Origin of the sequence: Corallococcus sp. AS-1-12 (assembly GCF_020036995.1) — a bacterium.
Classification (GTDB): domain Bacteria; phylum Myxococcota; class Myxococcia; order Myxococcales; family Myxococcaceae; genus Corallococcus.
This window is the reverse complement of the sequence record NZ_JAIQDD010000041.1, coordinates 18388-37622: the sequence shown is the minus strand read 5'-3', so window position 1 is coordinate 37622 and position 19235 is coordinate 18388. Positions and strand designations below refer to the sequence as shown.

The 19235-nt window shown below is 72.0% G+C and carries 16 protein-coding genes; 11 read left to right on the top strand and 5 right to left on the bottom strand.

Annotated features, from left to right (window positions below):
• Nucleotides 1–2: 2 nt before the first annotated feature.
• Together K8556_RS36415 and K8556_RS36410 are read right to left on the bottom strand one after the other, a co-directional pair.
• Nucleotides 3–215, bottom strand: a complete 213-nt coding sequence (locus K8556_RS36415) for a hypothetical protein (RefSeq protein WP_223744731.1) — start codon at nucleotides 213–215, stop codon at nucleotides 3–5.
• A gap of 664 nt (nucleotides 216–879) precedes the next feature.
• Nucleotides 880–4323, bottom strand: coding sequence for an amidohydrolase family protein (locus tag K8556_RS36410; RefSeq protein ID WP_223744730.1), 3444 nt, complete (start codon nucleotides 4321–4323; stop codon nucleotides 880–882).
• 181 nt (nucleotides 4324–4504) lie between these two features.
• Here K8556_RS36410 and K8556_RS36405 point away from each other — a divergent pair, with 181 nt between their 5' ends.
• Both K8556_RS36405 and K8556_RS36400 read left to right on the top strand, forming a co-directional pair.
• Nucleotides 4505–4933, top strand: coding sequence for a PaaI family thioesterase (locus tag K8556_RS36405; protein WP_223744729.1), 429 nt, complete (start codon nucleotides 4505–4507; stop codon nucleotides 4931–4933).
• Entirely contained in the window at nucleotides 4933–5385 is a 453-nt protein-coding gene (locus K8556_RS36400) for a PaaI family thioesterase (RefSeq protein WP_223744728.1), read from the top strand. Before K8556_RS36405 ends, K8556_RS36400 begins: the two co-directional genes overlap by 1 nt.
• A gap of 22 nt (nucleotides 5386–5407) precedes the next feature.
• Here K8556_RS36400 and K8556_RS36395 read toward each other — a convergent pair whose 3' ends face one another.
• Nucleotides 5408–5734: a pilus assembly protein N-terminal domain-containing protein gene (locus tag K8556_RS36395; protein ID WP_223744727.1), complete on the bottom strand. Its 327-nt coding sequence runs from the start codon at nucleotides 5732–5734 to the stop codon at nucleotides 5408–5410.
• Nucleotides 5735–5979: 245 nt separating this feature from the next.
• Between K8556_RS36395 and K8556_RS36390 the strand changes: the two genes are divergently transcribed.
• The 3 genes from K8556_RS36390 (at nucleotide 5980) to K8556_RS36380 (ending at nucleotide 8069) form a co-directional block, all read left to right on the top strand.
• Nucleotides 5980–7167 (top strand): BTAD domain-containing putative transcriptional regulator, encoded by a 1188-nt coding sequence (locus K8556_RS36390; RefSeq protein WP_223744726.1) that lies wholly within the window; start codon nucleotides 5980–5982, stop codon nucleotides 7165–7167.
• Between the two features lie 114 nt (nucleotides 7168–7281).
• Nucleotides 7282–7719 carry a hypothetical protein gene (locus K8556_RS39905; RefSeq protein ID WP_370640024.1) on the top strand — a complete coding sequence of 146 codons (438 nt, stop codon included), beginning with the start codon at nucleotides 7282–7284 and terminating at the stop codon, nucleotides 7717–7719.
• A complete protein-coding gene (locus tag K8556_RS36380; RefSeq protein WP_223744725.1) occupies nucleotides 7719–8069 on the top strand; it encodes a DUF2019 domain-containing protein in 351 nt (116 codons plus the stop codon). Before K8556_RS39905 ends, K8556_RS36380 begins: the two co-directional genes overlap by 1 nt.
• A gap of 7 nt (nucleotides 8070–8076) precedes the next feature.
• Here the strand turns inward: K8556_RS36380 and K8556_RS36375 are convergent, their stop codons facing one another.
• Complete coding sequence (locus tag K8556_RS36375; protein ID WP_223744724.1) at nucleotides 8077–8358, bottom strand: hypothetical protein; 282 nt, start codon at nucleotides 8356–8358, stop codon at nucleotides 8077–8079.
• Between the two features lie 235 nt (nucleotides 8359–8593).
• Between K8556_RS36375 and K8556_RS36370 the strand changes: the two genes are divergently transcribed.
• The 5 genes from K8556_RS36370 (at nucleotide 8594) to K8556_RS36350 (ending at nucleotide 14414) form a co-directional block, all read left to right on the top strand.
• Nucleotides 8594–9952, top strand: a complete 1359-nt coding sequence (locus tag K8556_RS36370; protein ID WP_223744723.1) for an RtcB family protein — start codon at nucleotides 8594–8596, stop codon at nucleotides 9950–9952.
• A gap of 64 nt (nucleotides 9953–10016) precedes the next feature.
• A complete protein-coding gene (locus K8556_RS36365) occupies nucleotides 10017–10949 on the top strand; it encodes a TIGR02266 family protein (protein WP_223744722.1) in 933 nt (310 codons plus the stop codon).
• 175 nt (nucleotides 10950–11124) lie between these two features.
• The gene (locus K8556_RS36360; protein ID WP_223744721.1) at nucleotides 11125–12561 is read left to right on the top strand and encodes a metallophosphoesterase; all 1437 of its coding nucleotides are present in this window, start codon (nucleotides 11125–11127) and stop codon (nucleotides 12559–12561) included.
• Nucleotides 12562–12908: 347 nt separating this feature from the next.
• Complete coding sequence (locus K8556_RS36355; protein WP_223744720.1) at nucleotides 12909–13343, top strand: cupin domain-containing protein; 435 nt, start codon at nucleotides 12909–12911, stop codon at nucleotides 13341–13343.
• A gap of 171 nt (nucleotides 13344–13514) precedes the next feature.
• The gene (locus K8556_RS36350; protein WP_223744719.1) at nucleotides 13515–14414 is read left to right on the top strand and encodes an MBL fold metallo-hydrolase; all 900 of its coding nucleotides are present in this window, start codon (nucleotides 13515–13517) and stop codon (nucleotides 14412–14414) included.
• Nucleotides 14415–14420: 6 nt separating this feature from the next.
• On the opposite strand, the gene K8556_RS36345 is transcribed toward K8556_RS36350, so the two are convergent.
• The gene (locus tag K8556_RS36345; protein ID WP_304504032.1) at nucleotides 14421–16691 is read right to left on the bottom strand and encodes an ATP-binding protein; all 2271 of its coding nucleotides are present in this window, start codon (nucleotides 16689–16691) and stop codon (nucleotides 14421–14423) included.
• Between the two features lie 269 nt (nucleotides 16692–16960).
• Here K8556_RS36345 and K8556_RS36340 point away from each other — a divergent pair, with 269 nt between their 5' ends.
• Nucleotides 16961–19195 carry a tryptophan synthase alpha chain gene (locus K8556_RS36340; protein WP_223744718.1) on the top strand — a complete coding sequence of 745 codons (2235 nt, stop codon included), beginning with the start codon at nucleotides 16961–16963 and terminating at the stop codon, nucleotides 19193–19195.
• Nucleotides 19196–19235 lie beyond the last annotated feature (40 nt).

Genomic DNA, 19235 nt, shown 5'->3' with positions numbered 1-19235 from the left:
GCTCAGCGGCGCTGGCGCTCCAGGAAGGCCAGCAGGCCTTCCGTGTTGCGGCGCTCGTGGTCGTCCAGGGTGGGCAGGTACTCGCGGACCTCCGCGAGCATGGCCTCCGCGGCGGGAAGGTCCTCGGGGGAGACCTTGAGCGCCCACTGCCAGTACTCCGCGGCCGTGTACGAGTACATCATCGTCTCCAGGGGATGCCTCAGGAGTTCACGCAACGCGCCTCGCACGACCCGAGGCGTTTGCCCCCAATGCGCCCCACAGAAGAAAGCGGTCTTGGCAATGTATCGATGAAGAGGGGCCGCAGGCACCCGTCCCTCATGGCGTCGCTCTACCTGCTTGAGGCCCGCGCGGAACCGGGGCCAGTCCCTGGGCGCGAGGCCACTCACTTCCGATACATCTTCACTGAAGGCACGCCAGGCCGGATCCCGAAAGGACGGATCCGGGAACGCTCTCTTCATTTTCGTGAGCATGGCAGCGCCTTCCCATCCCAAGTGTAAACAGCGTCAGGCCAGAACCCGTTGGCCATACAGTAAGACCGACAAGAGTCACAAAGGCTTTCTCCCCTCACGCGTCCGGGCTTGCTGTCTCCGCCTGTATCAGCACAGCGAACGTAATCGTCGGTGCAGGACTTCCTGACACGCTCGGATTCCTCCTTCCGCGTCTCCTCCCCCGCTCCAGGTGGAGGCAGCGGGTTCGGCTTCCGGGGCCGGGGCGGCTTCATCAACTCCACCTGCTCGCACGCCGCCGCCGAGCCGCGCTTGCATTGGCAATCCACCGTGCTGACGCAGCCCGGCCCGGGCCCAGGGCCCAGGGATTGACGGAGCTGTCGCGGGCCGCCTGCGCAGCCCGCGAGCGCTCCGCACAACGACAGCGCGAGGCCTAATCGCAGACCTGCTCCGTGGCGTGCGTGGTGGCCCGGGGGCTCCAGCCCTCGTTGCCGTCCTTCTCGAAGTAGAACTTCGCGCGCGTGCGCTGCCGCGTGCCCACTTCGTTCAGCGTGTTCGCGTCGTACAGCCGGCCGTTCACCATCGTGTAGCGCACCGTGCGGCTGTTCGAGATGTCCTCCAGCGGGTTCCTGTCCAGCACCACCAGGTCCGCCAGCTTCCCCACCTCCAGCGAGCCCAGGTCCTTGTCCATGCCCAGGTGGCGCGCGCCGTTGAGCGTGCCCACGCGCAAGGCCTGCATCGGCGTCATGCCGCCCTGCACGAACATCGCCAGCTCCCAGTGCGCCGCCAGGCCCTCCCGCTGACCGTGCGCGCCCAACTGCACGCTCACCCCCAGGTCGTTCAGCTCCTTCGCCGCGCGGGCCACGTTCTGGTGGTTGAACTCCTCGTCCGGGATCATCACGCGGCGCCGGGAGCGCCCGTCCACCACGCGCCGGGGCACGAACGACAGCAGGCGCGAGTCCTCCCAGACGTTCGTCTTCTGGTACCAGTAGTTCTCCCCCATGAGCCCGCCGTAGGCCACGCCCAGCGTCGGCGTGTAGTCCACCTGCGTGCCCTTCCAGAGCTGGCGCACGTCGTCGTAGATGCGCGCCACCGGCAGCGAGTGCTCCAACCCCGTGTGGCCGTCCACCACCATGGTCAGGTTGTGCTGGAGCAGCGAGCCGCCCTCGGGCACCACCAGCATGTCCAGCTCGCGCGCCGCCTGGAGCACCTTCTGCCGCTGGTCGCGCCGGGGCTGGTTGTAGCTCTTCACGCTGAACGCGCCCAACGCCTTCATCCGCCGCAGGTGCCGGCGCGCGTCGTCCAGCGTGTCGATCTCCACGTGCGCGTCCGCGCTCGCCGCGCCGTACAGGATGGTGCCCGTGGAGAAGATGCGCGGCGACGTCAGCATCCCCGCCTTGCCCAGCTCGCTGGCGGCGAAGATGGTCTCCGAGTGGTTGGACGGGTCGTGCAGCGTCGTCACCCCGAACGCCAGCGACGCCGCCTGCACCCAGCTCTGCTCCGGCATCAGCCCGTCCACGCCCATGGCCCCGTGCCAGTGCACGTCAATCAGGCCCGGCATCAGCGTCTTGCCCTTCACGTCCACCACCTTCGCGGACGCGGGCACGTTCACCTTCCCCACCGGGCCCAGCGCCACGATGCGGTTGCCCTTCACCACCACCACGCCCTCCTCCACCACCTGCTCGCCCTTCATCGTGACCAGCCGCCCGCCCACCAGCGCCAGCGTCCCCTCCGGCACGTCCGACTTCTGGGAGAACGCCACGTCCACCCCGTCCGCCTCCGGAGGCGGCAGCGCCTTGGGAGAGCCGTCCATGAACGTGAACGCGTCCTTCAGCGCCCGCGTGTAGAGCCTGGACCCCAGCGCCCAGTGCAGCGACAGCCGCGCGTCCGTGCCGGACCAGTGCAGGTACTCGCCCGCGTCACGGCTCACCTGCGTCACCGGCATCGCCTTGGTGGACGGCCCCACCCGCGCCTCCTTCGCACCGCGCACGAAGGGCGTCACGTAGGCGTTGAAGTCCTCGCGGAAGGCCACCCACCGGTCGTCCGGCGACACGCGCATCTCCAGCGCGCCGCCGCTCGTCAGGTGCGTGCGCGGCTCGCCCCCGTCCAGCCCGATGCTGCGCAGCGTGCGCACGTCCTCCACGTCCTTGGACTCCACGTGCAGGAAGTACACGCGGTCCGACTTCGCGCCGAAGTGCGGCTGCTCCCCGTCCCGCGTCAGCTTGCGCGCCACGCCCCCGCCGGTGGACGGCACCACGAACAGCCCCGTCTCCCGGCTCCACGTGCCCGGCATCAGGTAGCCGTCGCCCGTGGTCCGGTACACCACCCACCTGCCGTCCGGGCTGAGCGCGGGCTCCACGTAGAAGCCCGGCTGCGCCGTCACCACGCGGCCCTCGCCGCCCGTGGCCGCCACCACCCGCACCGCGCCCAGCGCGTCGTCGTCCCACGTCGTGTAGACGATGGAGCGTCCGTCCCGGGAGAACGACGGGTAGAACTCCAGGTGCTCGTTCTGCCGCGTCAGCCGCCGAGGCGTCCCGGACGGCAGGTCCTTCACGTACAGCTTGCCCAGCGCCTGGTACACCAGCCTCCTGCCATCCGGTGACACCTGCATCCAGCGCAGCATCTTCACGTCGAAGCGGTCCGGCGCCACGGACCGCGTGCCCTTCACCGCCGCGAACACCGTGCGCTCGCCCTTCACGTGGAAGGGGATGGGCGTCACCTTCTTCGTCGCCACGTCGATGCGGTGCAGCGTCCCGCCCGCCCAGAACACCAGCGACTTGTTGTCCGGCGTCCACGCCATCACCGGGGAGACGCCGTGGATGGCCCACGTCTCCTGCATGTCCCGGTCGAGCCCGTCATACAGCGGCCGCTCCGCGCCGGACTTCACGTCCGCCACGTACAGCACGCTCTTGCCGCGCACGCGCCGCACGAACGCCAACTGCTTGCCGTCCCGCGACGGCGTGGGCCGGATGGAGCCGCCCGGGCCGGTGACGAAGGGCTCCACCTCCTTCGTGTCCAGGTCCAGCCGCTGGATGGCGTAGAGCTCCTTGTTCGGGTCCTTGTCGTACTCGAACGACTTGCCTGGCGTGACGTCCTGGCTGAAGTAGACGTAGCGGCCGTCCGGGGAGAACGCGGGTTCGCCCAGGTCCTTCTGGTCGTTGGCGCGCTCGGTGAGCTTCACGCCCTCGCCGCCCGCGCGGTGGTACATCCACACCTCGCCCGCGCCCAGCGAGCGCCGGCCGGTGAAGTGCTTGCGCGCCACCAGGAACTGCCCGTCCGGGCTCCACGCCGGGCTGTTGAGCAGGCGGAACTTCTCCTGCGTCACCGCGCGCGGGTTCCCGCCGTCGCGGTCCATCACCCAGACGTTGTCCCCGCCGCCCCGGTCGCTGGTGAACGCGATGGACCTCCCGTCCGGGCTGTAGCGCGGCTGCATGTCCCACGCGGCGCCGGACGTCAGCGCGCGCGCCTCGCCGCCCGCGATGGGCAGCGCGTAGAGGTCGCCCAACAGGTCGAAGACGATTTCGTCCCCGCGCGGGCTCACGTCCACGTTCATCCACGTGCCCTCGCGCACGTCGATGGGCACCTGGCTGCTGGCCACGCCCGGGGGCGCGTCCACCTTCCACGCGTCCTTCTTCGCGTCCGGCGGCTCCGGGGTGGCGACGGGGGCCAGGGTGCCGCCGTCGCCCTCGCTCGCCCGGGCGGCCTCGCGCGCGGTGTCCTTGGGGGCAGGCGGCCTGGGCGGTTCCCGCGGGGGCGCTTCGCCCTGCCCTGGGGGTGCGGGCACGGGCGCACCGGCGGGCTTGGGCAGGGGCTGCGCCGCCAGGAGCAGGCCTGGGACGAGCAGCGCGAAGCAGAGGGAGGAGAGGGGTCGGTTCACCGGAAGTGTCCTCGGGGAAGACGCGGGGCGCGGCATCCTGCCAGGATGCGCGGGCTCGCAGGGCGCCCGTGAACTCGCGGCCGGGCAGGCGTGTTCCTGGGCGCGGCGTGCCGCGGTGCGTTCCCCCAGCGCGGTCCGAATCTGCTACTGTCTCCAGCCCATGTCGGACTTCAGTCTTCCCATGGATCCAGAGGGGCGGCGCGAGACGCTCTCCGTGCTGTTCACCGAGGCAGTGCCCCACAACCACGCGCTCGGGCTGCGCCTGGAGGCGGTGGGGGCCACGGACGCGACGGTGGTGATGCCCTACGCGGACGTGCTCGTCGGCAACCCGGAGACGGGGGTGGTGGCGGGCGGCGCGGTGACCACGCTCATCGACGCGGCGAGCGGCGCGGCGGTGATGGCGGCGCTGAACGCGTTCGCGGCCATCGTCACGCTGGACCTGAGAATCGACTACCTGCGCCCCGCGCGCCCGGGCCTGCCGCTGACCGCGCAGGCCGAGTGCTACAAGGTCACCCGCATGGTCGCCTTCGTGCGCGCGCGGGTGCACCAGGGCGACCCGGCGACGCCGGTGGCCTCGTCGCAGGGCACCTTCATGCGGGTGGAGGGCTGATGAGCACGCCTTCGCTTCCCCTCGCGGACCTGGTGCGCCAGGTGCGCCAGTCGCGCGAGTACCCGCGCCTCACGGACGCCATCCCCTACACGCGCTTCATGGGCATTGGGGTGGAGAACCTGGCCGGCGAGATGCTCTGCCGCATGCGCTACGCGCCGCACCTCATCGGCAACAGCATCCTGCCCGCGCTGCACGGCGGCACGCTGGGGGCGCTCCTGGAGTCGAGCGCCATCTTCGAGCTGCTGCTCCAGACGGACACCGAGCGCGTGCCCAAGGTCATCTCCACCACGGTGGACTTCCTGCGCTCGGGCAAGGCGCAGGACACCTTCGCGAAGGCGTTCATCACGCGGCAGGGGCGGCGCGTGGCCAACGTGCGCATGGAGGCCTGGCAGGACGACCGCACGCGGCCCATCGCCAGCGCGCACGCGCTGTTCCTGCTGTCGGAGCCGTGAGGCCGCGGGGCCTGGGGGGACGCTAGCCGTCCACCACGATGCGGTACGTGCGGCGCTTGCCGTCGCCGCCCCAGATGATGAGCGTGGTGGTCCCCTTCGCCAGCGCGGAGACCTCCACGCCGTCCTTCCCGGTCGTCTTCACGTCCGCGACGGACGGGTCGCCCAGCGCCACGCGGCTCATCCCCGGCACCGTGAGCACCTGCTTCGCGCCCTTCTTCAGGGTGAGCGTCTCGTCCGCGGCAGGAAGCTCCTTCGCGTCCGCGGCGCGAGCCGCCGGCTCCCTGGCCCCCGCGGGCAGGGCGCTGAGCAGCAGGGTTCCCAACGTCAGGGTCACGAAGCGTGAAGCCATGGATGCGACCTCCGGGCGACTCCGGGGAGCCGGAGCTGTCCCACTGTCCCATGCGTGGGCATCCGACGTCTCCTGAGAGCCCCCGCGCTGCGGCCACAGACGTTGTTACAGCGTGGTTCCCATTTCTACAGGGTCCCTGACGGGTCCATCAGTGGACAGCGTGCACGGGGACACGGTGGATTGCCTTGGGGTCCGCCGGGTGGAGGACAGGGGTTCCCGTCCGGGGTCGCGGTGGGGGCGCGGCAGTGAACGCGAGCGCGCGTCACGGGGGAGCGGCACGTCGCCTGCTAGCTCACGGGAGCGAGACCGACGCGGAGACCCCCATGAGCGAGCGCGAGTCGATGAAGCTGCGGGAGCTGAAGGAAGTCGCCCATGCGCTGTACCAGCGGGGGAGGTACGCGCAGTGCGTGGAAACGTACGCGCAGCTCGCCAAGCGGCTGCCACGCGACGCGAATGTGCGCGTCCGGCTGGCGGAGGCGTGCCGCCGCGCGGGGCAGAAGGCGCAAGCGATCGCCGCCTACCGTGAAGCCGCGCAGGTGCTGTTGTCACTGGGTTGCGAGTCCCGCGCGCGGGGCGCGCTGAAGGCCGCGCTGGAGTTGGACCCACGAGACCCGACGTTGCAGTTGGAGGTGGTGCGGATGGGCCAGGGCGCGGTGACGCCGACGGCGATGGAGGACGAGGAGCTCTACCGCTTCGACCGGCTGCCTCCGCCGACGCCGCCGCCCGCGCGGATGCGCAGCGTGCCGCCGCCTCCGCCGCCGCCCTTCGTGCTCAACGCCGCGCAGGAGACGGACGCATCGCGAGGTCTTCCGGTGGCGCCCCCCATCGCGCCGGTGAATGTCCGTGGAGCGCCGGGAGTGATGCCGGGGCCGGGACGGCAGGCAGTGCTGCCCCATCCGCGCCCTGTCGCACCGGCGCGGGACTCCGCGACGGAGACGATGTCGCGCTCGATGTCGCAGGTGGCGTCGCGCGCGCCGGAGGCCGAGCCGTTGCCGAAGGTCATCGTGTCGATGTCCGCGTTCGGGGATCCGCCGGCGGCTGGCGCCGCGCGGCCGGCAGGCCCTACGCCTCCGGGCATCACGCCGGTCGCGGTGGAAAGGAACGTGCCCCAGAAGGCCCTGCCGGCCGTGCCGCTGGGCCTGCCCGCGCTGCCGCGGAGTCCTCCGCGCGTGCCGCCCACGGTGAGTCCGGTCCTGACTCCGGAGCGCCCCACGGTGAAGGTCATCGCGCTGCTGAACCGCGCGTCCGAGCCCCAGCCGACGCCGCCTCCGGCCGCGGTGATGCCCTACAAGCCGGAGATGCGCCGCCTGGCGCCGAACGTGGTGGCCCTGCGCGTGTCGCCGCAGGCACGCTGGGTCATCATCCGTTCGCAGAGCGACCTGGAGGTGAGCCGTTCGGAGGAGCTTCCTGGCGAGCCCGCCGCCGCGCATTGAGGCGTGGGTGGGTGGGCGGCCATCCCGCGCCTCCGCCTTCGTCTGACATTGCATGCTCAAATGACTCTCACGGGGCGTCCCAGACTCCGGAGAGGGCTTCCGCATGCAACGCTGGTGGTTGATTCCGCCTCGGGCGGCACGCCGGTGGAAGTGGACGAGGAGGACTTCGAGGAAGCCGTCGCGGTGCTGGCCCAGGCCGTGCGTCCGGCTTCGCGGCCTCAGGATGCGGCACGGCGTCTCTGGCAGGTGGAGCCGCGAAGTGGTTCGTATCTCCATGACCCGCGCGGCCGCAAGGATTGGCACCACATCGTCGAGCAGACCCCGGGCAACGTGCAGCGGTTCGGCCCCCAGGCCCTTCACAACACCGAGAACGTCATCCCGCTGGACAAGCGCCTGCACACGGATGTCAGTGGCCTCTACTCCTCGATTCGCCGTGCGATCACACAGTCGAATCTACAAACCGTGCGACAGTGGTTGAGCACGCAGTCCTACGAGGCCCAACGCGAGTTCGGCCTGATCGCCATCGAGAACGTGCGGAAGGGAGTCTGGTGATGACGTTGCAGGAGCTGGTCGAGCAGGTCGCGAAGCACGTCGCCGCGCAGACCGACGCCATCCACCGAGGCGACCCCAGGACCGGAAACAAGCACGCCAGGAAGTATGGGGCCGCGCTCGATCAACTCATGGCCCATGGCGATGCCAGGCGGGACGCGCTCCTGGTGCTGTTCAAGCACGAGCGCACGGATGTCCGTGCCGCGGCAGCGGCCCAACTGCTCCGCTACCGGACGGAGGAAGCCACCGCCGTCCTGGAGATGGCAGCGAAAGAGGGAGGCATCGGCGCTATCGACGCCATCATGGCCCTCAAGCACTGGAGGGAAGGCACCTGGTCCCTGGACCCGGGATAGCCCTGGCCTACATGGACACGGACTTGGCCGGGTCGATGAGGCTCTGGAGCGGATTCGTGGCCTCCGCGGTCTCCTGCTCCACGTCCGGCTCGGAGGCGCGGACCTGCGCCTCGCAGTGGTTGCTCTTCCGGTTCTGATGGCAGTGGCGGATGCCGTACACGTGATGGCACCCGCAAGGATCCACGCGCTTCTTGGCGCACAGCGACGGATTGAACACCGGAGCCGCCGTCATCTCCACCGGCCCCGCCTGCAACGCCACCGCCAGCACCATCCCCGTCAAAAACCCCATCGCCCACCCCCTTGATGCACGCTGCAGAAATGGGAATGCCGATCCGCCGCCGCAACCCCCAGGCTTGTCTGAATGCCACTCCGTGCACTCCCGGCCGTTCCTTGCGTCCACCCCACGGGGTTTGCGCTCGACGCGCGCCAGGCAGGCAGCCAATCGTGTGTCCGGAAACCGGCACCGTCAGGGATGCAGGAGGGCTTCGTCCCTGCCGCGGGTTCACCCACCTGGGGGATTCACCATGAGCTGGAAGCAACACCTGGAAAAGGTCTCCGAGGCCCACTACGTCCTGCCGCGCACCAAGACCATGCGCGTGCACGCGGACCTGTTCCTCTCCGACAAGCTCCTCTGGGGGGAGGAAGGCAACCCGGAAGCCCCCCCGCTGGAAGACGCCGTCTTCGATCAGGTCGTCAACGCCGCCACCTTCCCCGGCGTCACCCGCGTCGCCGTCACGCCCGACTGTCACGTGGGCTATGGCGTCCCCATCGGCACCATCGTGGAGACGGACGGCACCCTGCTGCCCACCGCCGCCGGCTACGACATCGGCTGCGGCATGGTCCAGCTTCAGACCTCCCTCACCATGGAGGACGTCGCCGACCCCGCGAAGCGCCGCCAGTGGATCGACGAGGTGACCGACCGCATCGCCGTGGGCGTGGGCGCCACCCGGGCGCGCAAGCAGCGCCGGCTCAGCGAACCCACCCTCAGGGAGGTCCTGCGCCACGGCGCCAAGGCCCTGGGCCGCAGCCGCTCCGTCACCGAGCGCGACTTCATCCCCGTGGAGGACACCGGCGTGTCCATCCCCGAGCGCGCCTTCGACAAGCGCGGGCAGTTGGGCAGCCTGGGCGGCGGCAACCACTTCACCGAGATGCAGGTGGATGAGACGGGCCGCGTCTGGGTGATGCTCCACACCGGCAGCCGGGGCTTCGGCTGGAACATCGCGAAGCACTTCTTCGTGGCGGGCGCCGCGCAGTTGGGCCTCAAGAGCCACAGCGAGGACTTCGTCTGGCTGGACGCGGACAGCGCCCTGGGCCGCAGCTACTGGAACCTGCACAACATGGCGGCCAACTTCGCCGTGGCCAACCGGCTGCTCATCGGCGAGGCCGTGTGCGAGGCGCTCGAGGACGTGTTCGGCGGCACCGCGAACATCTACTACGAGATCAGCCACAACCTCATCCAGCGCGAGGGCGGCAGGTTCGTCGCGCGCAAGGGCGCCACGCGGGCCTTCCCCGCCGGCCACCCGGCCCTCAAGGGCACGACGTGGGAGGCCACCGGGCACCCCATCCTCATCCCGGGCTCCATGGAGACGGGCAGCGCCATCCTCTTCGCGCAAGCGGGGGCGGAGCAGTCCATCTACTCGGTGAACCACGGCGCCGGCCGGCGGATGTCCCGCGCCGCCGCGCGCCGGCAGCTCCAACAGGAGGAGACGGACCGGCGCATGGCGGAGGCCGGCATCCTGCTCAACACCCGCACCACGCCGCTGGACGAGTCCGGGCCCTGCTACAAGAACCTGGACGATGTCCTGGAGACGGTGGAGCAGGCCGGACTCGCCCGGGTGGCCCACCGCCTCAAGCCGGTGGCCTGCATCAAGGGCGCGGACTGACGGGGTAGGACTCGTGGGGGAGGCCGGGCGGCGCTAGAGTGGGCGCCAGCCTGGAGCCCCACCCATGCCCCCGTCCCCCACCCCCTCCCGGGAAGCAGAACTGGCGCGCGCCGAAGCCGACATGGCCCGGCTGGAAGCACAGCTCGCCGAACAGGTGGCCCGCGCCGCCGCTGAAGCCGCCGCGTTGAGCGAGCGGCTCGTCCGCATGCGCCAGGCCCTGGCCCGGCCGGAGCATGCCGGGGACTCGCGCCTGTCCCAGTGGGCCCTGCGCCTGGAGGACACCGAGTCCCCCGAGCCGTCCCCGGAGCTCGCGCGCCTGCGGGAGAAGGCCCTGGACGCGCGCGAGGCCGCGCTGGACACGCGCCGCCAGGCCGGGCTGGACCTCCAGTCCGCGCTGCGCGTGCAGCAGGAGGACGCCGCCCGGGTGGAGAAGGCGCTGACGTCCGCCGAGTCCGACCTGAAGCGCGTGGAGGACGCCGCCAAGGCCCGAGCGGAGGCCGAGGCGAAGGCCCGCCGCGCGGCCGAGGCGGAGACCCAGAAGGTCGTCCCGCCCGCGGTCCTGCGGCCGTCCCAGGAGAAGCTGCCGACCGAGGCGCCGACGCGCGCGGAGAGGCTCCCGGCGCGCGCGCCCGTGGCCGTCACTCCGGCGAAGAGCGACGCGCGCAAGGCGGGCCGGGTGCGGATGCACACGACCATCGACACGCGCAGTGACTCCAACTTCTTCACCGGCTTCTCGATGGACATCAGCGAGGGCGGCATCTTCATCGCCACGGTGGAGGCGGTGCCGCGCGGCACGCCGGTGGAGCTGGACTTCACGCTGCCGGGGGGCCGGCCGCTGACGGTGAACGGCGTGGTGCGCTGGGCGCGCGACGGCAACGACCGCACCCCGGACCTGATGCCGGGCGTGGGCGTGCAGTTCACCACGCTGCCGCCGGAGGTGGCGCACGCCATCTCGTCGTTCGTGGCGACGCGCGACCCGATGTTCTACCCGGACTGAGGGGCCCAGGGGCGCAGGGGCGTGAGGAGCACGACCAGCAATCCCCACACGATCGGCCCCTGTAACACGCGTGACACTCGTCGACAGGTGCCTTCTCCGGCCCTTCGGCCAATGCTATGCGCATCCCAGTAATTCAATTTTAACTTGTAAAAATTGACTTCACTGGGAGCACATCTTGAAGCCTTCTTCCCTCCTCGTGTCCCTGGCCCTGGCCGGCGCGCTGTCCGCCTGCGGTCCTGGCGATGTGCCTGAACCCCAGCACCTGGGCAGCACCACGGCGGCCCTGGACTGCGCCGCGCTCAGCAAGCCCGTGTATCACCGGGTGCGTCCGTCCACGGGCGACGGCCTCCTCACCCTCAACGCGAACGAGGCCGCCAACGCGGCCACCACCTACGGCTACACCGACGACCTGGGCACGCCCTTCAAGGCCGCGAGCTCCTCCAGCACCGGCCTGTCCCCCGTCTACCGGCTCTACAGCCCCAGCCGCCTCGAACACATCGTCACCATCGACGCCACCGAGCGCTCGAACCTCATCGCCTCCGGCTTCACCACCGACGAGGGCGTGGGTTTCTATGCGTCCAAGACGGCGGACGCGTGCCTCGTGCCTGTCTACCGCTTCGACAACCCGGGCCTGAAGAAACACCGCCACGCCGTCACCCAGGCGGAGCGCGACGCGCTCACCGCCGCGGGCTGGACCAACGAGGGCATCCAGTTCTACGCCGCGCCCACCACGGTGGACACGAAGTTCACCTTCGTCGTCATCCCCGACACGCAGCAGGAGACGGTCTACGCCCCCACCCGGCTCACCCAGCGCATGCAGTGGATCGCCGACAACAAGACGGCCCAGGACATCCGCTTCGTGATGCACACCGGAGACCTGCTGGACTGGGACACGCCCGACCACCTCCACTACCAGCGCGCCAGTGATTCGTATCAGGTGCTCGACGCCGCGCAGATTCCCTACGCCATCGCCCTGGGCAACCACGACACGGCGGCCGTGTGCCAGGGCGGCAGCGCGTGCCCCGGCGACGTCAACGCCAACCTGCGCAACACCACCACCTTCAACACCTACTTCCCGCTGTCCCGCTTCAAGGCCCTGGGCGGCGTGTTCGAGTCCGGCAAGTGTGACAACGCCTACCACACGTTCAACGCGGGCGGCCTGAACTGGCTGGTGTTGAACCTGGAGCTGTGGGCCCGCACGAACGCCGTGAACTGGGCGAAGACCGTGCTGGCCCAGTACCCCCGGCACAACGTCATCATCATCACCCACTCGCACCTGAACAGCAGCGGCGGCATCGAGCAGTCCAACGGCGGCTACGGCAACAACAGCCCCCAGTACGTGTTCGACAACCTCATCAAGCAGTACGCCAACGTGCGCTTCGTCTTCTCCGGCCACGTGGGCAACGCCGCCTACCGCACCGACACCGGCGTGAACGGCAACACCGTCTACCAGATGCTCAACACGTTCCACGACGGCACCACCAATCCGACGCGGCTCGTGGAGGTGGACACCGCCGCCAACACCATCAGCACGCGCGTCTACGCGCCGCTGACGAACACGGAGCGGGCGGACGGCGTGAAGGCGTACAGCAACGTGAACTGGGTGCGCTGAACAGGCACCCCGGATGAGACACGCGAGCCCGCTTCCCCGTCGGAGAAGCGGGCTCCGTCACCTGACCACATCCGTGGGGACACGTCAGACGCGGACCTGGACCTGTCAGAGCCCGCTGGCCAGCCGCCCCCCGGGGCCGCCATTCGTCACCCGGGTGGGGTCCCTGGCCGTGGACATCCGGGCTTCCGGCAGGCCGGCGGGGCAATCCCTATCTTACCGGCGCCATCCGTCGGATACCGGACCGGCCCCCGTGGCAGGGGGGTGAAACACGGGTCCTGTCTCTGGCAGGAAGCAAGACAACCCATGAGGGGGTGGGACCGCGTCCCCCCTGAAGGAGTCCCTGTCACATGAGCACCATCCTCCGGACCCCACCCCTCGCCGGGGGCCGTCCCCCTCGCTGGGATTCACGCCGCCGCGCCCCGGCGGCCTCCGCGGCCCTTCCCCCCGTGGAGAAGGTCAACCTGGCCCACGCCTCCACCGACCTGCCGGCGCCTGGCATTGCCCGGCCCGTGGGCATGCTCCACGGCCAGCCCGTGCACCTGGTGCGGCTGATAGGCACCGGCCCCTGGTGCCGGCACGTCACCGGCGATGCCCTGTTCTTCGTCACCCGGGGCACCCTGCGCGTGGAACTGCGCGAGCGCACCGTGGACCTGGAGGAAGGCGAGCTGCTCATCGTCCCCCGCGGCGTCGAGCACCGCCCGGTCGCTGACGCGGAGGCGCTGGTGCTGATGTCCGCTCCACCGCTCGCGGGTGAGGCGGACGGGCGGCCTCCCGCTCCCTGAGGGGTGTCCCGCCGCCCCCCGGGCGGGCGAGCCCTCGTCCTGGCCGGGCGCGGTGATTCCTCCCAGGGAGCCCACGGCGCACTTTTGCCCTGAACGAACGGAAGGAGGCTTCCCGCGTCGGTCCAACCGCCGCCGGACGGCCGCCGCCTTTCACGAGGAGCAGGAGCCGCCATGCGCATCCACCACCTGAACTGCACCACGATGTGCCCGCCCGGCCGGCGGCTCATGGATGGACGGCGCGGCTTCACCGGCCCGGCGGCGCTCACCTGCCACTGTCTGGCGTTGGAGACGCCGCGCGGCCTGGTGCTGGTGGACACCGGCTTTGGTCTCCATGACGTGTACGCGCCCCGCGTGCGGCTCAACAGCCTGTTCCGCGACGTGCTCTGCCGCCCCGCCCTGGCGGAGGAATCCACCGCCATCCGCCAGCTCGAACGCCTGGGCTTCCAGGCCAGCGACGTGCGCGACATCGTCCTCACGCACCTGGACTTCGACCATGCGGGCGGCCTGGATGACTTCCCCCACGCGCGCGTGCACGTGCTGGCGGAGGAGTACCGCGTGGCCACCGCGCAGCGGACCTGGCTGGACCGCGCGCGCTTCCGCCCGCAGCAGTGGTCCCAGGAGACGCGCTGGGAGACCTACGTCCCGAACCGGGGCGAAGGCTGGTTCGGCTTCGACTGCGTGCGCGAGCTCACCGGGCTGCCGCCGGAAATCCTGCTGGTGCCGCTCGTGGGCCACACGCTGGGACACGCGGGCGTGGCCATCGACACCGGGGACCGGTGGCTGCTGCACGCGGGCGACGCGTACTTCTACCACGGCGAGATGGACCTGGACCGCTACCGGTGCACCTCCGGCCTGCGCGCCTACCAGAAGCTGATGCAGAAGGACGGGTGGATGCGCTGGTACAACCTGCGCCGGCTGCGCGAGCTGGTGCAGCGCCACGGCGAACAGGTGACGGTGTTCTGCGCGCACGACTCGCTGGAGTTCGAGCGGCTGGAGGAGCGCGAGAAGCTGCCCGCGGACTTCCCCATCCAGCCCGGCCTCGTCGCCCCCGTGCCTTCGCTGCACCTGTAGCGGGCGTCACCTCGGGAGCGGATGCGACCGCGCCACCGGCGCCTCCTCCACCGGCCGGGGCACGCGCGGCAGGTCCACCGTGAAGGTGGCGCCCCGCCCCGGCACGCTCTCCAGGCGGATGACGCCGCCGTGCGCCTCCACCAACTGGCGGGCGATGTAGAGCCCCAGCCCGTAGCCGGCCTTCGTCCGCGCGGCGCGCTCCCGCTCGAAGCGCTCGAAGACGCGGCGCTGGGCCTCCGGCGGGATGCCCACGCCCTCGTCGCGCACCCGCAGCCGCGAGTGGTCCGCGTCCAGCGCCGACACCGTCACCGTCACCGGGTGGCCCCGGCCGAACTTCAGCGCGTTGGACAGGAGGTTGGTCACCACCCGGTCCAGGCGGATGCGGTCCCACTGCCCCACCTGCCCCTCCTCCACCTCCAGCCGCAGGTCGCAGCCCGCCTCCACCGCGGCCTCCGCGAAGCGCTCCACCACCTCGCGCGCCAGCTCCCCCAGGTCCATGGGCGCCGCGTCCAGCAGCCGCTTGCCGGAGGACAGCCGGGACAAATCCAGCAGGTTGTGCAGCAGTTGGCCCAGCCGCTGCGCCTGCCCGCGCGCCACCACCAATCCCTGACGCGCCGCCTCGCCGTTTCCAGCCGCCTGCGAGCGCTGCACCTTGCTGAGCAGCAATTGCAGCGCTTGCAAGGGATTGCCCAGGTCATGCGCGGTGACGGCGATGAGGTCCACCGCCTCGCGCGCCTCGCGCAGGAGCCGCGTGTTCTCCAGGGCCAGCGCCGCGCGGCCCGCCAGCTCCTCCACCAGCACCTGGTCCACCTGCGTGAAGCGGCGGTGGCCCCGGGCCGTCAACAGCACGAAGGCGCCCAGCGTGTCGCTGCCCGCGCGCAGGGGCACCACCATGGAGGACCCGATGGCGACGCGCTCGATGAGCAGCCGGTGCTCGTCCGTCTCCGCGGAGGCCGCCAGGTCGTCCGTCTCCACGTCCACGTCCATCCGCGAGCGCCCGGTGCGCATCACCTCCCAGACGACCGGCGGCATGCCCGGGCGGGGCGGAAACCGCCGCAGGGCCTCCCACAGGCTCGCCTCGCGCTCGGGCTGCACGTGCGTCACCGCCCGGGGCCGCAGCTCGCCCGCGGGCGTGAGCAGGTAGAGGATGCAGCCGTCCGCCACCTCCGGCACCAGCAGCCGCGCCACCTCCGCCGCCGTCAGGTCCGGGTCTAGCGACTGGTGGAAGACGCGGCCGGCCTCCGCGAGCAACTCCTGCACCCGCTCCTGGCGCCGCTGCTCGGTGATGTCGCGAGTCACCACGGAGAAGCCCTGGGGCTCGCCGTCCTCGCCGTGCAGCGCGGTGAAGGACACCTCCGCCCAGAAGCGCGAGCCGTCCTTGCGCTGCCGCCAGCCCTCCGTGCGCAGCCGCCCCTCCTGGAGGGCCCGCGACAGGTCCCGCTCCGGCCTGCCCGCCGCCGCCTCCTCGGACGTGTAGAAGACGGAGTGGGGCCGGCCCAGGATCTCCATCTCCCCCCAGCCCTTGATGCGCTCGGCGCCCGGGTTCCAACTGGCCACCCGCCCGCGCGTGTCCAGCAGCACCAGGGCGTAGTCACGCACGCCCTCCACCAGCGCCTGGAAGCGGTGCGCGCTGGCCGCCGCCTCGCGCCGCAGCGGGTGGAGCCGGCGGTGGAGCACCCACGCCAGCACCCCCGCCACCGTCAGCCCCAGCAGGGAGGCCAGCAGCAGCAGCGCCGTCTCCCACCGGTCCACCCGCGCCGCGGACCGGTTCTCCACGGCCAGCCGCTCCTGCACCTTGCGCTCCAGGTGAGCCTGCGCCTCGCGCACCTCCCCATGGGCCCGGGCGAGCCGCTCGTGCGCCAGCCTCTGCTCCTGGGGCGTGGAGGCGGCCACGAGCGCGCGCAGGGCCGCCTCGTGCGCCTGCTCCGCGGCGCGCACCTCCCAGACCAGCGCCTCGTCCTCGGGCGTATCCAGCCGCGCGGCCAGCCGGTCCGCGGTGTCCAGGAAGCGCCGCCGCGCCGGGGCCGTGTCCCGGGAGAGCGACTGCCCTCCCGCCAGCAGCGCGCTGTTGGCCAGGGACACCTTGTCGCCAAAGGCCCGCCCCAGAAGCCCCACCTCCTGCAGGTCCAGGGAGCGCTCCATCACCCGCGACCGCACGGAGGCGCGCGTGAGCAGCAGCGTCCCCACGGCCAGGACCAGCAGGACGAGCGCCACCAGGAGGCTCGCCCCGAGCCCCCACCCGTCCTCCTGTCGCGCGCGCCTGGGACCTGCCGCCATGCGCCCCTTCCCCGCTGGACGCACTCCATTCGCGCCTCCGCGTCCGTTCACGGTGGGGCCCTCCCCTCCTCGCGCCCACCCCCCCTCCCCGGCCCGTCCGGTGTCCACCAGTGCGCGCCTCGCCGGCGGACAGGGTGGGACAGTGACGCCTTTCCGACCGCGGGAGGCCCACCAGGGCGTGCCGCCGCTTCGCGGGGACAGGGCCGCTCCCCACCCTTGCCCCCAGGTCCGGGGACAGGTGGGGCCTTCACGGGCGGCGGGAACGGGGCATGGGGCGGACGGTCGGGTGGCTGGGGTGGCTGTGGCTCCTGGGGCTGTGGGCGGCGTGCGGCCGGACGCTGCCGGAGGACGCGACCTCCTCCCGCCTGGCCTGGCGGCCCCCGCCCCTCTGCGTGCCCATGACGTGCGAGTCCCAGGGGCTGGACTGCGGCTACGCCATCGACGGGTGCGGCGGCACGCTCCACTGTGGCGAGTGTTCCGAGGACCAGGCCTGCGGCGGGGGCGGCGTGCCCAACGTCTGCGGCCCCCGGCCCTGCGTCCCCAGCACCTGCGCGGCGCGGGGCGCCACCTGCGGGCCGCTCCCGGATGGCTGCGGCGGCGTGCTCGACTGCGGCACCTGCGCCACCCCGGAGGTCTGCGGCGGCGCCGGGGTGCCCAACGCCTGCGGGCCTCCGGCGTGCGTCCCCAACACCTGTAAGGCCTCGGGCAAGAACTGCGGCCAGGTGGCGGACGGCTGCGGCGGCGTCCTGGACTGTGGCGCCTGCGGGCCGGACGAGACGTGCGGCGGAGGCGGCACCGCCAACGTGTGCGGCCGCGCGCCGTGCGTCCCCACCACCTGCGAGGCGCTGGGCAAGGACTGCGGCGCCGTGTCCGACGGCTGCGGCGGCGTCCTGGAGTGCGGCGCCTGCGGCGAGGGGCGCACCTGCGGCGCGGGCGGCGTGGCCAACGTGTGCGCCGCGTCGCCGTGCCAGCCGGCCACCTGCGCCGCGCTGGGGAAGAGCTGCGGCGAGGTGCTGGATGGCTGCGGCGGCGTCCTGGAGTGCGGCGCCTGCCAGGCCGACGCGACGTGCGGCGGCGCGGGGGAGGCCAACGTCTGCGGCGCCGGCACCTGCGTGCCCACGACCTGCGCGGCCCAGGGCGCGAACTGCGGCCGCGTGTCGGACGGCTGCGGCGCGGTGCTGGAGTGCGGCGGCTGCCTCGCGTCCGAGACCTGCGGCGGCGCGGGCGTGCCCCACGTCTGCGGCAAGGCCGCGTGCACGCCGGCCACCTGCGAGGCGCTGGGCAGGGACTGCGGCGCCGTGTCCGACGGCTGCGGCGGCACCCTGGAGTGCGGCGCGTGCGGCGAGGGGCTCACCTGCGGCGGGGGCGGCGTGCCCAACGTCTGCGCGGTCCCGGGGTGCCGGCCGGCCACCTGCGGCTTCCTGGGCGCGACGTGCGGCGCGGTGGCGGATGGCTGCGGCGGCACGCTCGACTGTGGCGCGTGCGCGGCGCCGGAGACCTGCGGCGGCACGGGCGTGCCGAACGTCTGCGCGCCTCCGGAGCCCGTCTGCGTGGACCGGGACCTGGGCAGCGCGCTGCCGGTGTCGCTGAAGGGCTCCACCGTGGAGGCCCGGGACGACCACGCCGCCTCCTGCGGGGGCGCGGGCGCTCCGGACCGGGGCTACCTATGGACGGCGCCCCGGGCCGGCACCTTCACCTTCGACACGGCCCGCTCCGCGGTGCGGTCCGTCATCGCCGTGTACGCGGACGGCTGCGGCGGCGAGGAGCTGGCGTGCGCCACCGGCGGCATCAGCTACGGCGGCGGGGCCCGGGTGGCGGTGACGCTGACGCTGGGCCAGCGGGTCCTGGTGACGGTGGACGCCGTCGCTGGCGACGCCTTCACCCAGGGCTCCTTCGAGCTGCACATCGACGAGCTGCGCGCCACCGAGGCCGGCGCCTGCTTCGACGGCATGGACAACGACGGGGACCGCTGGGTGGACTGCGCGGACACCGAGTGCCGCGACGAGCCCCGCTGCAAGGGCCAGGGCTGCGCCCACCACGACCTGGGCAGCGCCCTGCCCGTCACCTTCCAGGGAGAGACGGCCCTCTCCGGCGACGGCTTCCAGGGCACCTGCGGCGCGCTGCTCCAGCAGGACCGCGCCCACCTGTGGACGGCGCCCCGGGCCGGCACCTTCGTCTTCGACACCTCGCCCGGCAACGACCCGGACGCGGGCGGCCACGCCCTGTACCTCCTCACCGGCTGCCGGGGCACGGAGCTGGGCTGCTCCGAGCACCCACACCCCACCACAAAGGGCGCCCCGGCGCTGAAGCTCACCCTGGCCCAGGGGCAGTCCGTGCTGGTGGTGGTGGACGGCATGGCCCGGCCGGACCAGGACACCCCCATCCGCTACACCCTCCACGTCAGCGAGTGGGTGTCCTCCGAGGCCGGCCACTGCCACGACGGCGCGGACAACGACGCGGATGGCCGGGCGGACGACGCGGACCCCGACTGCGGCGGACGTTGACGCGTCGTGCCACAACCAGCGCTCCACACCCACCTTCTCA